General features: G+C 66.8%; 10 protein-coding genes. 6 read left to right on the top strand and 4 right to left on the bottom strand.

The window, feature by feature from the left end:
• The 5 genes from ntrX to hflX all read left to right on the top strand — a co-directional run bounded on the left by ntrX (window position 1) and on the right by hflX (window position 6,145).
• Entirely contained in the window at window positions 1–1,425 is a 1,425-nt protein-coding gene (gene ntrX, locus GU920_RS13775) for a nitrogen assimilation response regulator NtrX (RefSeq protein ID WP_161767661.1), read from the top strand.
• A gap of 85 nt (window positions 1,426–1,510) precedes the next feature.
• Complete coding sequence (gene trkA, locus GU920_RS13770) at window positions 1,511–2,887, top strand: Trk system potassium transporter TrkA (protein ID WP_161767660.1); 1,377 nt, start codon at window positions 1,511–1,513, stop codon at window positions 2,885–2,887.
• Between the two features lie 2 nt (window positions 2,888–2,889).
• The gene (locus tag GU920_RS13765; RefSeq protein WP_201744143.1) at window positions 2,890–4,413 is read left to right on the top strand and encodes a potassium transporter TrkG; all 1,524 of its coding nucleotides are present in this window, start codon (window positions 2,890–2,892) and stop codon (window positions 4,411–4,413) included.
• Between the two features lie 158 nt (window positions 4,414–4,571).
• Window positions 4,572–4,805, top strand: a complete 234-nt coding sequence (gene hfq, locus GU920_RS13760; RefSeq protein WP_023664101.1) for an RNA chaperone Hfq — start codon at window positions 4,572–4,574, stop codon at window positions 4,803–4,805.
• A gap of 98 nt (window positions 4,806–4,903) precedes the next feature.
• Window positions 4,904–6,145 (top strand): GTPase HflX, encoded by a 1,242-nt coding sequence (hflX, locus tag GU920_RS13755; protein ID WP_328799278.1) that lies wholly within the window; start codon window positions 4,904–4,906, stop codon window positions 6,143–6,145.
• 28 nt (window positions 6,146–6,173) lie between these two features.
• Here hflX and GU920_RS13750 read toward each other — a convergent pair whose 3' ends face one another.
• Window positions 6,174–6,551, bottom strand: coding sequence for a winged helix-turn-helix transcriptional regulator (locus GU920_RS13750; RefSeq protein WP_161767659.1), 378 nt, complete (start codon window positions 6,549–6,551; stop codon window positions 6,174–6,176).
• A 110-nt stretch (window positions 6,552–6,661) separates the two neighbouring features.
• On the opposite strand from GU920_RS13750, the gene GU920_RS13745 reads away from it, so the two are divergent.
• Window positions 6,662–7,501 (top strand): NAD(P)H-binding protein, encoded by an 840-nt coding sequence (locus tag GU920_RS13745; protein WP_161767658.1) that lies wholly within the window; start codon window positions 6,662–6,664, stop codon window positions 7,499–7,501.
• Between the two features lie 45 nt (window positions 7,502–7,546).
• Here GU920_RS13745 and GU920_RS13740 read toward each other — a convergent pair whose 3' ends face one another.
• The 3 genes from GU920_RS13740 to GU920_RS13730 form a co-directional block, all read right to left on the bottom strand.
• On the bottom strand, window positions 7,547–8,785 hold the full coding sequence (locus GU920_RS13740; protein WP_161767657.1) for a CoA transferase: 1,239 nt from the start codon (window positions 8,783–8,785) through the stop codon (window positions 7,547–7,549).
• A gap of 3 nt (window positions 8,786–8,788) precedes the next feature.
• Window positions 8,789–9,610 (bottom strand): FAS1-like dehydratase domain-containing protein, encoded by an 822-nt coding sequence (locus tag GU920_RS13735; RefSeq protein ID WP_161767656.1) that lies wholly within the window; start codon window positions 9,608–9,610, stop codon window positions 8,789–8,791.
• A gap of 88 nt (window positions 9,611–9,698) precedes the next feature.
• Window positions 9,699–12,167 carry a penicillin acylase family protein gene (locus GU920_RS13730; protein WP_161768090.1) on the bottom strand — a complete coding sequence of 823 codons (2,469 nt, stop codon included), beginning with the start codon at window positions 12,165–12,167 and terminating at the stop codon, window positions 9,699–9,701.

The raw sequence follows: 12,167 nt of genomic DNA, 5'->3' as shown, positions 1-12,167 counted from the left end.
ATGAGCAGCATCCTTATTGTAGACGACGAAAAAGACATCCGCGACCTGATCGGCGATATCCTCCGGGATGAAGGCTATCTCGTCCGCCTCGCCGGCAATTCCGATGATTGCATGGCCGAAATCAATGCCGAACCGCCCGCGCTGATGATCCTCGACATCTGGCTGAAGGACAGCCGCATGGACGGGATCGACATCCTCAAAACGGTCAAGCGCGACAATCCCGATGTCCCCGTCGTCATCATCTCGGGCCACGGCAACATCGAAATCGCCGTCGCCGCCATCAAGCAGGGCGCTTACGACTTCATCGAAAAGCCCTTCAACATCGACCAGCTCATGGTCGTCGTCTCGCGCGCCATGGAAACCTCGCGCCTGCGCCGCGAAAATTCCGAACTGCGCCGCAAGGATGTGACCTCGTCGGAAATGCTGGGCTCCAGCCCCGCCTTCAAGGCGCTAAAATCGCAACTGGAAAAGGTCACCAAATCCAACGGCCGCGTCATGCTCACCGGCCCGGCCGGATCGGGCAAGGAAATGGCCGCCCGCTTCATCCACGCCAATTCCAACCGCGCCGCCGCCCCCTTCATCTCCGTCTCTTCGGCCACGATCGAACCCGAACGCATGGAAGAGGTGCTGTTCGGCCGCGAAACCGCCGAACGCGGCGTGGAAAAGGGCCTTCTGGAACAGGCCCATGGCGGCGTCGTCTATTTCGACGAGGTGGCCGACATGCCGCTCGGCACGCAGTCGAAAATCCTCCGCGTGCTGGTGGAACAGCAATTCACCCGCGCAGGGGGCACCGACAAGGTCCGCGTCGATCTGCGCGTCATCTCCTCCACCACCCGCGACCTGCGCGCCGAAATTGCCTCGGGCCGCTTCCGGCAGGAACTCTACGACCGCCTCAACGTGGTCCCGATCCCGGTCCCCAGCCTTGAAGACCGCCGCGAAGACATCCCCGAACTGACCCGCCACTTCATCGACATGTTCCACCGCAGCCAGGGCCTGCCCCTTCGCACTCTCTCGACCGAGGCCGAGGCGATGCTGCAAACCATGCCCTGGCCCGGCAATGTGCGCCAGTTGCGCAACGTGATCGAACGTGTGCTGATCCTGGGCGATGGCTCCGGCCCCATCGACGCGCGCGAGCTTCCGGGGCAAGAGGCACCCGAAGGCGAAACCGGCCGCCTCGTCCTTGGCGGCGCCATGGCCACGCTGCCCCTGCGCGAAGCGCGCGAGGTGTTCGAACGCGAATACCTCCTCACCCAGATCAACCGCTTCGGCGGCAACATCAGCCGCACCGCCAGCTTCGTGGGCATGGAACGCTCCGCCCTCCACCGCAAACTCAAATCCCTGGGCGTCGTCACCACCTCCAAGGGCGGCGGCCGCATGGCCCGCCTCGATGAGGATATGGACGAGGACGAGGGCGAGGAGGTCTGATCCCTCCCACCCCCACCTCTCCCCCCACCATTGACCACCCGCCCGCCATCTGCCACTCAAGGGGCGCGGTGAACCGGAGGCAGGCATGAAGGTGATCATCTGCGGGGCAGGGCAGGTGGGCTGGCAGATCGCCCGCCAACTGTCCGGCGAAAAGAACGACGTCACGCTTGTCGATGTGAACGCCGATCTTGTCCGCCGCGCGACCGACACGCTGGATGTGCAGGGCGTGGTGGGCTTTGCCTCCTACCCGGATGTGCTGGAAAAGGCCGGCGCCCGCGATGCCGACATGATCATCGCCGCCACCCATTCCGACGAGGTCAACATCGTCGCCTGCGAGGTGGCGCACGCCCTCTTTTCCGTCCCGCGCAAGATCGCCCGCCTGCGCGCGCAATCCTATCTCGAAGAAAGCTACGCCTCGCTCTACCAGCGCGATCACCTGCCCATAGACGTGGTCATCTCGCCTGAGCGAGAGGTGGCCGAGGCCGCGCTGCAACGCCTTGCCGCGCCCTCCACTTTCGATACGGAAAGCTTCATGCTGGGCCGCGCGCAACTGCTGGGCATCCAGCTGGATGAGGATTGCCCCGTCCTCAACACCCCCCTGCGCCAGCTCAGCGACCTGTTCTCCACCCTCCGCGCCATCGTCGTGGGCGTGCGCCGCGAAGGCCGCCTCTTCGCCCCCGATCCGGGCGACCAGCTTTTCGCGGATGACCAGATCTACGTCTTCACCCATTCCGAAGACGTCAACCGCACGCTCGAAATCTTCGGCAAGCAGACCAAGAAACAGGAACGCATCGTCATCATCGGCGGCGGCAATGTGGGCCTTGGCGTGGCCCGCGCGCTGGAACGGCGCACCGACCGAGTGCGCTGCAAGATCATCGAAAAGAACCGCGCCATCGCCGAACGCGCCGCAGACAGCCTCGAACGCACCATCGTGCTGAACGGCGACGGCATGGACATGGACATCCTGCTCGAAGCCTCCATCGACCGCGCCGACGCCGTCCTCGCCGTCACCGATGATGACAAGACCAATCTCCTCGTCTCCGTCCGCGCCAAACAGGCGGGCTGCCGCATGGCCATCGCGCTCGTGAACGACCCGACTCTCGCCCCGCTAATGGGCGCGCTCGACATCGACGCCTATATCAACCCGCGCGCCACCACCGTCTCGTCGATCCTGCGCCATATCCGCCACGGCAAGGTGCGCGCGATCTACTCCCTTGGCGATGCCGAGGCCGAGATGATCGAAGCGCAAGTTCTCTCCACCTCGCCCCTTGCGGGCCGTCTGGTGCGCGACATCGAATTTCCCGAAGGCGTGCTCGTGGGCGGCCTGATGAAGGGCGACAAGGTCCTCAAACCCACCGGCGACACCCGGATCGAGGCGGGCGATGTCATCGCCCTCTTCACCATGGCCAGCGACGTGCGCGAGGTGGAACGCCTCCTGCAGGTCTCCATCGACTTCTTCTGAAGATGCTGCGCCGCCTGTCGGAACTGCCGCTCCTCGTCCTTCTCATGGGGATCACGGCGCTGTCGATGTGGCTGCCTGCCGCCCATGCCGCGATCCTGCGCGATCATGACATCGCGCGCGCCTTCTTCTATTCCGGCATCATCGTGCTGATCCTGACCGGCATGATCGGGATCGCTACCATCAACCACCGCGCCCGCAACCCCGCCCGCGCCAACCTGACCGCGCTCGTCTCTGCCTATGCCGTCTTGCCCGTGCTTATGGCGCTGCCCGTGGTGCAGGCGCTGCCCGATACCAGCTGGGCCAACGCCTGGCTCGAGATGGTGTCCTCCTTCACCACCACCGGGGCCACGCTCTACGAACCCGCCCGCCTGCCGCCCTCCATCCATCTGTGGCGCGCTCAGGCGGGCTGGATGGGGGGCTTCTTCATCCTCGTCGCCGCCGTGGCCATCCTCGCCCCCATGACGCTGGGCGGGATCGAGGTGATCTCGGGCCGCGTCCCGGGCCGCGGGGCCGAAGGCCTGTCCCAGATCACCGCAACCGCCGATCCCGCCCGCCGCGTCGCCCGTCAGGCCGTGGCGATCCTGCCGGTCTACGCGGGCGCCACCGTCGCGCTCTGGGTCGCGCTCCTCATGGCGGGCCAGCCCAACTTCCCCGCGCTCATTCACGCGATGTCCACCCTATCCACCTCGGGCATCAGCGCGACGGGCGGCCTGCCCGTCGAAGGCCCCACATTCCTGGCCGAGCTTGCGATCTTCGCAGGCCTCTTTCTTGCCGTCACGCGGCGGCTCTGGCCCGGCGCACCGCAGGCCGATGGCGGCAACCTGCTGCGGCGCGATTCCGAACTGCGCATGACGCTCTTTCTGCTGGCGGTCATCCCGCTCCTTCTGTTCCTGCGCCACTGGCTGGCCGCGCCCTCGGGCGCAGAGGGGGATGAAGCAGGCGTCATGCAGGCCCTGCGCGCGCTCTGGGGGGCGGTGTTCACCACGCTCTCCTTCCTCACTACCACCGGCTTCACCTCCGCCGACTGGATCACCGCGAAGAACTGGTCGGGGCTCGAAACACCGGGGCTCGTGCTGGCGGGCCTTGCCATCTTCGGCGGCGGCATCGCCACCACCGCGGGCGGGGTGAAACTCCTGCGCGTCTACGCGCTCTTCCGCCATGGCGAACGCGAACTGGAACGCCTGATCCATCCCAATTCCGTGGGCGGCTCCGGGCAATCCGCCCGCCGCCTGCGCCGCGAAGGGGCCTATCTGGCCTGGATCTTCTTCATGCTCTTTGCGCTGTCCATCGCGGTCTTCGTGGCGGCCCTCGCCCTGGTGGGAATCGCCTTCGAACCTGCACTCATCCTTACCCTCGGCGCGCTCACCACCACCGGCCCGCTCACCACCGTGGCCGCCGCCGATCCCATCGCCATCGCCCTCCTTCCCGCCGCCGCCAAGGCCATACTCGGCCTCGCCATGGTCATCGGACGGCTGGAGCTTCTGGCCATTCTCGTCCTCCTCGCCCCCGACAGTTGGCGCAACTGATCCGCTGTGTGGCGGCAGCTGTCTAGTCGGCTGTTTTTGGACTGGAAACTGTCCGCAAGGCGTTACATACTTTCCCCGCTGAACGGCACACCCGGATCGAGGGAACGGGTGTCATGCATGCGCGCGACAAGACCAAAAAACAAAGGCAAAGACAAAAAATGGCCGGCGACAAACAGAATTTGCAGGACGCATTTCTCAATCACGTCCGAAAGGCAAAGGTTCCCGTCACGATCTTTCTGATCAACGGGGTGAAGCTTCAGGGTGTCATCACCTGGTTTGACAATTTCTGCGTTCTTCTGCGCCGGGATGGCCAGTCGCAGCTTGTCTACAAGCATGCGATCTCCACCATCATGCCCGGTGCGCCCATCAACCTCTACGAAGGCGAAGACTGATTTCCGACCGCCCCGAAGATGAAGATGACGACCTCCCGCTTCTTGCCGGGCGGGGGGACCGTGACCGGTCCACCGCTGCCCGCCGCACGCGGGCCTTTGTGCTGCACCCAGACATCCGCAGCGACCGCAGCCGTCGCCTGCCCGAACACGGTCTGGCCGAAGCGATCAGCCTTGCTCACGCCCTGCCTGAACTGGACGTGATCGGCGGCGAGGTGGTCCGTCTGCCCCGTGTCCATCCGGGCATGCTCTTCGGCTCGGGCAAGGTGGATGACCTCAAGGCCCGCTTCAAGGCCGAAGACGTGGCCCTCGTCCTTGTCGATGGTCCCGTCTCCCCAGTCCAGCAGCGCAATCTCGAAAAGGAATGGGGGGTAAAACTCCTCGATCGCACCGGCCTGATCCTCGAGATTTTCGCCGACCGCGCCCGCACCCGCGAAGGCGTGCTGCAAGTCGAACTCGCCGCCCTCAGCTACCAGCGCACCCGCCTCGTCCGCGCCTGGACCCACCTCGAACGCCAGCGCGGCGGTTTCGGCTTCGTGGGCGGCCCCGGCGAGACGCAGATCGAAGCCGACCGCCGCGCCATCGACGAACAGGTGATCCGGCTCAAACGCCAACTCGACAAGGTGGTGAAAACCCGCGAGTTGCACCGCGCCGCCCGCCGCAAGGTGCCGTTTCCCATCGTGGCCCTCGTGGGCTACACCAACGCGGGCAAAAGCACGCTTTTCAACCGCGCCACGGGGGCCGAGGTTCTGGCGAAGGACATGCTCTTCGCCACGCTCGATCCCACGATGCGCGGCGTCACCCTGCCGTCGGGCCGCAAGGTGATCCTGTCGGATACCGTGGGCTTCATCTCCGACCTGCCCACCCAGCTTGTCGCCGCCTTCCGCGCCACGCTGGAAGAGGTGCTGGAGGCCGATCTCATCCTCCATGTCCGCGACATCGCCCATCCCGAAACCGGCGAACAGGCCGCCGATGTGGCCGACATCCTGCAATCCCTGGGCGTCGGCCCCGTCACGCCGCAGTTTGAGGTCTGGAACAAGCTCGATCTCACAGCGCCTGCCGAACGCGAGGCGCTTCTCCAGCAGGCCGAAACCCGCGACCGTGTCTTCCCCGTCTCGGCCCTGACCGGCGAAGGCATCGACCGCCTTCTCGCCGCCGTCTCCGCCGCCTTTGATGAAGAGAAAACCGAACGCACCCTCGCCGTGCCCTTCACCGATGGCCGCCGCCGCGCCTGGCTGCATGGCGAAGGCGTCGTCCTGTCGGAAACCCCCACCGATACAGGCTTCGCCGTCACTGTCCGCTGGACCGCCAGGCAGGAAAAGCGCTACCGCGATCTGGGCTGACTAGGGCCGAACCTGCCATCGGTTCCGATCATCGTCCCGCGCCGCGATGGGCCATGATCTCCGGCAGGCGCCCCTCGACCCAATCCGCCAGCGCCCGCACATGCGCCGCCGCTTCTTCCCCGATCTCCGTCAGCGAATAGTCCACATGCGGCGGCACCACATCATGGGCTACCCGCCGCACCATCCCGTCGGACTCCAGCCCCTGCAGCGTCTGCGCCAGCATCCGCTCGCTCACATCGCCCAAGGCGCGGCGCAGCTGCGAAAACCGCAGCGTCCGCCCCGCCAGCGCCACAAGGATCAGCGCCCCCCAACGGCTGGTCAGATGCTGCAAGATGCCCCGCGACGGGCATTTCGGATGCAGCACATTCGGCCTCACCCCCGGTGGCGGCAGCGGAAAATCCTTCATCGCACAGGTTCCTGTCTCGGAATGTGGTATACTTACCAAAATGTAGGTACTTACCTTTCGTAAGTAAACCCGCCATCTCCTGTGCACCACACTAGGAAACGGAGTGTCCCATGACCATCGCCATCACCGGCGCCACCGGCCAGCTTGGCCGCCTCGCCATCGCCGCCCTCCGGGCGCGCGGCCTTGCCCCTCTGGCCCTTGCCCGTGATCCCGCCCGCGCGGCCGATCTGGGCGTCGAAACCCGCGCTTTCGATTACGTGGCCCCCGCCAGCCTCGCCCCCGCCTTGGCCGGGGTGGAAACCCTCGTCCTCATCTCGTCGTCGGATTTCAACGATCGCGTCGGCCAGCACCGCAACGTCATTGCCGCCGCGCAGGCGGCAGGCGTCTCGCGCATCCTCTACACCTCGCTCCTGCGCGCCGACACCTCGCCCATGCTGCTCGCCGCCGATCACAAGGCCACGGAAGAGGCCATCCGCGCCTCGGGCCTGACCTTCACCATCCTGCGCAACGGCTGGTATACCGAAAACCACACGGGCAGCCTTGCCGGGGCCATCGCCGCAGGCGCGCTGATCGGTGCCGCCGGGGCAGGGCGCTTCTCCAGCGCCGCCCGCGCCGATTATGCCGAGGCGATCGCCGTCACCGCCGCCAGCACGGGCCACGACAACGCAACCCATGAACTCGCCGGCGATGGCGCCTACAGCTATGCCGAACTGGCGGCCGAGGTGTCGCGCCAGACAGGCAAGACGATCCCCTATAACGACCTGCCGGCAGGCACCTATGCCGGGATCCTGCAATCCTTCGGCCTGCCGGAAGGCTTCGCCCATGTGCTGGCCGACAGCGACGTGCAGGCGGGTCAGGGCGCGCTTTTCGATGACAGCCGCACCCTGTCGCGGCTGATCGGGCGGCCCACCACGCCCATGCCCGTCACCGTCACCGCCGCGCTGGCCTGACCGGCAGGTCAGGGAAGCAGGGCAGGGGGGATCAGCGCAGGGGGATCAGGCCGCCCGCACAGCGGGCCTGATCCCCTGCGCCACCACGCCCGCATCCATCAGTCGCCCGATCTGCCCCGACCCAAGGCCCAGCAGATCGGCCAAGATCTCCTCCGTATGCTGGCCCAGCACCGGCGCCGGGGCAGGGGCCACCCGCTCCAGATCGGAAAACCCGATGGGCAGCCCCGGCACCGGCAGCACACCCACCCCCGGCTGATGGATGGCCGCGATCATGGGATTGTCCGGCGACAGGTCAGGGTCCGTGCGTACCGCCTCGCCAAAGCTGCGAAAGACCGACCAGGTCAGCCCCGCCGCATCAAAAAGCGGCGCCACCTCCGCCAAGGGCCGCGTCGCGAACCATGGCGCGAAAAGGCCCGTGATCTCCTTCCGCGCGGCCCAGCGGTTGCCCTCCGCCCGCAGATCAAGGCCCAGCCGCCGCTCCAGCGCCGCCACCGCCTCTTTCGCCTCCAGCACCTGCACCAGCCCACGCCATTGCCGGTCTGTCAGCCCCACCACCATCACCCGCGTCCCGCAGGCCAGCAGGAAATCCTGCCCATACGCCCCATACAGCGCATTGCCCGCCTTGGCCCGGTCCACCCCATTGGCCAGCACCTCGCCCACGATCCCCAGATGGCCCAGCATCGCCGCCGCCACATCCTTCAAGGACAGTTCCGCCAATTGCCCCCGCCCGGTGCGCAGCCGATGCCGTTCCGCCGCCAGAAGCGCGTTCACCACCATGCCGCCCGCGATGCAATCCCACGCGGGCAACACATGCGCCACAGGCTCGGCCGACCCTTCCGCCCCTGTCGCCATCGGAAAGCCCAAGGACGGGTTCACCGTGTAATCCACCGCAGGCTCCCCCCGCCGCGTGCCGGTCAGGCTTACCATGATCAGATCCTCGCGCCGCGCCTTCAGCGCCGGGTAATCCATCCAGCCCCGCGCGCGCAAGTTGGTCAGGAACATCCCCGCCTCCGGCCCCGGCGCACAGATCAGCGCGGTCACGATCTCCTGCCCCTCGGGCCGCGCCATATCCACCGCCAGCGACCGCTTGCCCTTGTTCATCCCTGCCCAGAACAGGCTTACCCCGTCCTTGGTCACGGGCCAGCGCCGCGCGTCCAAGCCGCCCTGCGGGCGGTCGAACCGGATCACATCCGCCCCCATCTGCGCCAGCGTCATCCCCGCCAAAGGCACCGCCACAAAGGCCGATCCCTCCACCACCCGCATCCCGGCCAGCACGCCCGCCATCGCTCAATCCCCCCACGCGATCTCGGCCTGCATGCAGACCAGCCCATCCCCGTTCACCGTCGCCAGACTGTCGCCCACGCCCTGCAAGCGGGTCGCATCGAAATGAAACAGGGGCCGCACCCCCCGAAAGCGATAGCCTTCCGGCACCGCGCCGCCGCGCCGCGCCCGCGCGGCCTCCATCAGCAGCATAGCCTGCATCGGCCCATGCACCACCAGCCCTGGATATTTCTCCACCCCGGTCGCATAGGGCAGATCGAAATGGATGCGATGCGCATTGAAGGTCAGAGCGGAATAGCGAAACAGCCGCACCTCATCCATCGCCACCGCCTCCGACCACTCCGCCACAGGTGCCGCCACAGGCGGGGGCGGGGCGAACCGCTCCGGCATCGCGATGAACACGATGTCCTGCTCCTCCTCCACCGCAAGGCCCGCCGCCCCATGCACATCATGCCGCACGGTGACAAAGACCATCCGCCCTGTCGTCCCGGTCTTCTCGGACACCTTCAGGATTTCCGACCGGCGGAACAACTCCTCGCCGATCCGGAGCGGCGCCAGAAACCGCAGCCGCCCCCCCGCCCACATCCGCCGCTCCAGCGGCACGGGCGGCAGAAAACCTCCGCGCGCCGGGTGCCCATCGGGGCCTAGCTCCGCCATCGCCGCCTCGGGCGTCCAACCCATCCAGTGCCACAGGGGCGGCAGGGGCGCGCCGTCGTGGAAATCCCCCGCCACGCCCAGCGTCGCCGCCATCTGCCGCGCCTGTTTCGCGCTGATCCGGTCACGGGCCTCTTCGACCCGGCCCACCCAAGCGCCGAATGCATCAGACATCTTTTTTCCTTGATCCCCGCGTTCACGCAATAATGTTGCGCAACCGCGAAAGGTCAAGCGTTGCCGGGCCAATCATTCGGGCCGGGCGCTACTCCGCAGCAGGCGTCAGCACCGTCACCCCCACCGCCGCCGCCCGCGCCAGTTCCGGGTCAAGCGACATGGGCACATATTCCCCCCGCCGCCACAGCACGCCCAGATCATCGTAGAACCGGCTCAGCGGATGGCCCGATTGCCCGGTCGAGGTGATGAAGACCGACGAATCCGGGTCCGCGAAATCATATACCCCCCGGAACCCCGCGCCATGGACGTTCAGAAACGGATCCGGCCCCTCACCCTTGGTCTTGCCGCGCAACAGCGTGTGGTCATCGCCGCTGGTGGATTGGCGGATGTTCACGAAATAGCGCAGCACCGGCAGGTTCCCCAGCACCGTATGGTCATGCGTCGCCTGATGCGCATCGCCCCAGCGCCAGCTTTCGGGGTTCGGTCCATAGGTCTCGGTCAGGGTCAGCAGCGCCTCATCCAGCGCGATCCGCGCCAGATCGGTGCAGCTTTCCACCACCGCCGATTGCACCACGTCACACCAGATGCTGGCCCCGTCCACATTGCGATAGACCCGCTCGATCAGCAGCGGCTCGACATGGGTGAAAGTATCGGCCAGCGGCCCCAGATCATCGCGGATCAGCCGGTCCTGCAAGGCCCGCACCCAGGCCTGATAGATCAGCGGCTCCGGCAGATGCTCGCTCATCTCACCATTCCACGCCGCGAGTATCTCCAGCGCCCGCTGGCGCAGCCGCTCGGGCGTGCCATCCGGCGCAGGCTCGCCCGTGAACCACAGATCGGCCCCGATCAGCGGCAACAGCGACCGCGCCGTGAAACTCACCGTATCAAGCTGCGCCTCGATGAAGCTTTCGCGCGTATGCACCTCGCGCGCCTGCATCAGCGTCAGCCAGCGCTGGATGCGCTGCGTATCGCCCCAAGTGTAGGACACATGCAGCGGGAAGGGCCGGTCCACCGTCTTGTTGTTCGTGTTGCCGATCAGGCCCGAGGCCGGGTTCACCACGCGCGGATTGTCCTCATAGGGCAGCATCCCCTGCCAGCGGTTCTCGGGCAGCCAGCCCGGAACGGGCATCCGCCCCCGGCTCTGATGCGCGGGATCGCGCGCGGGCATCGCCCCCATCAACTGCATGGCCACGCCCCCCGCATCGGCCAGCATCACGTTCTGCGCAGGCGCCACCACCAGACGCCCCATCTCGATCGCCTCGGCGGTGGTCTTGGCCCCCATCATGCGGATCACCGCCGTCATCGACGTATCCGCCCCCGTCAGCGCCGTCCATGACAGCGCGGCCACATGTCCCGGGGGCGTGATCGACCCGATGTCGTAATGCGATCCCGGCAGAACCGGGCCATTATCCGTCCAGCGCAGGGTGATCGTCACCGGCGCGGCATCTTTCACCGTGATGATCGACCGGCGGGTGACAAAGTCCTTCCACCCGTCGGGCGTGCGGTATTGTTCGGGGTTTTCGGGGTTCACCTCTTCGATGAACAGGTCCTGATCATCCAGATAGCTCGACGTCAGGCCCCATCCCAGCGCTTCCGACCGCCCGACCAGCACCGCAGGGATCCCCGGGATCGTTCCCCCGATCACCCCGCCCGAAGACAACTCCAGCCGCGCCAGATACCACACGGTGGGCGCGGTGAACCCCAGATGCGGGTCATTGGCCAACAGCGTGCCCCCCGCCGCCGACCGCGCCGGCACCGCCGCCCATGCGTTGGACGCCCCCGCCAGCTCCCGCGTCGGGAAAGGCGACAGCACATCCGCCGCCGCCTGCCGGATCGGCGCCAGACCGGGGTTCACCCCCGGCACGAGGCGGGAATATTCGGGCAGCGCCGTCACACCCGTTCCCGGCGCATCGGGCAGGATGTCGCGCACCCGCGCCTCCGGCAGCACAAGCGAGATGCGCGCCCTAAGCACCTCATTCTCCAACTGCCCCGACAGTTGCAGCGCCATCAGCTTCAGGATGGCGATGCTGTCGGCCGGTTGCCAGGCGGCGATCTCGTTCGAGAACAGGAAAAACTCCGGCGCCCCGCGCCCGCGCGCCTCGCGGTTCACCTCGGTGATCCAGGCGTTCACGCCGCGCGCATAGGCCTCCAGCGCCGCCCGCGTGGGCGCGTCCTGCACCGCCACCGACTGCTGCGCCAGACCATAGAGGTCATAGCGCCGCATCAATTCGTCGATGCGCAGCGTCCGGGTGCCGAACATCTCCGACAGCCGTCCCTGCGCCGTCCGGCGCAACAGCGTCATCTGCCAAAGCCGGTCCTGCGCATGGGCGAACCCCAGCGCAAAGAACACATCCGCATCCGTCTCCCCGAAGAGATGCGGCACGTTGTCATTGTTGCGCACGATCTCCACCGGCGCGGATATCCCCGCGATGGTGAAATCCTCGTCATAATCAGGCAGCGAGCGCGACAGGAAATAGTACAGGATCACCCCCGCCAAAAGCGACAGGACGACAAGCCCCGTGATCAGGCGCATCATCCAGCGGAACACAAGGAAGAT

The sequence above is a fragment of the Paragemmobacter ruber genome, from assembly GCF_009908315.1.
Taxonomy (GTDB): domain Bacteria; phylum Pseudomonadota; class Alphaproteobacteria; order Rhodobacterales; family Rhodobacteraceae; genus Paragemmobacter; species Paragemmobacter ruber.
The sequence above is the reverse complement of the archived record's forward strand: the minus strand, read 5'-3'. Positions and strand labels throughout refer to the sequence as shown.

What these genes read in the sequence shown, in the direction of transcription:
- hfq (WP_023664101.1), top strand. Translation starts at nt 4,572, where the DNA reads ATGGCCGGCGACAAACAGAATTTGCAGGACGCATTTCTCAATCACGTC.
- GU920_RS13765 (WP_201744143.1), top strand. Translation starts at nt 2,890, where the DNA reads ATGCTGCGCCGCCTGTCGGAACTGCCGCTCCTCGTCCTTCTCATGGGG.
- ntrX (WP_161767661.1), top strand. Translation starts at nt 1, where the DNA reads ATGAGCAGCATCCTTATTGTAGACGACGAAAAAGACATCCGCGACCTG.
- GU920_RS13740 (WP_161767657.1), bottom strand. Translation starts at nt 8,785, where the DNA reads ATGGCGGGCGTGCTGGCCGGGATGCGGGTGGTGGAGGGATCGGCCTTT.
- GU920_RS13750 (WP_161767659.1), bottom strand. Translation starts at nt 6,551, where the DNA reads ATGAAGGATTTTCCGCTGCCGCCACCGGGGGTGAGGCCGAATGTGCTG.
- trkA (WP_161767660.1), top strand. Translation starts at nt 1,511, where the DNA reads ATGAAGGTGATCATCTGCGGGGCAGGGCAGGTGGGCTGGCAGATCGCC.
- GU920_RS13735 (WP_161767656.1), bottom strand. Translation starts at nt 9,610, where the DNA reads ATGTCTGATGCATTCGGCGCTTGGGTGGGCCGGGTCGAAGAGGCCCGT.
- GU920_RS13745 (WP_161767658.1), top strand. Translation starts at nt 6,662, where the DNA reads ATGACCATCGCCATCACCGGCGCCACCGGCCAGCTTGGCCGCCTCGCC.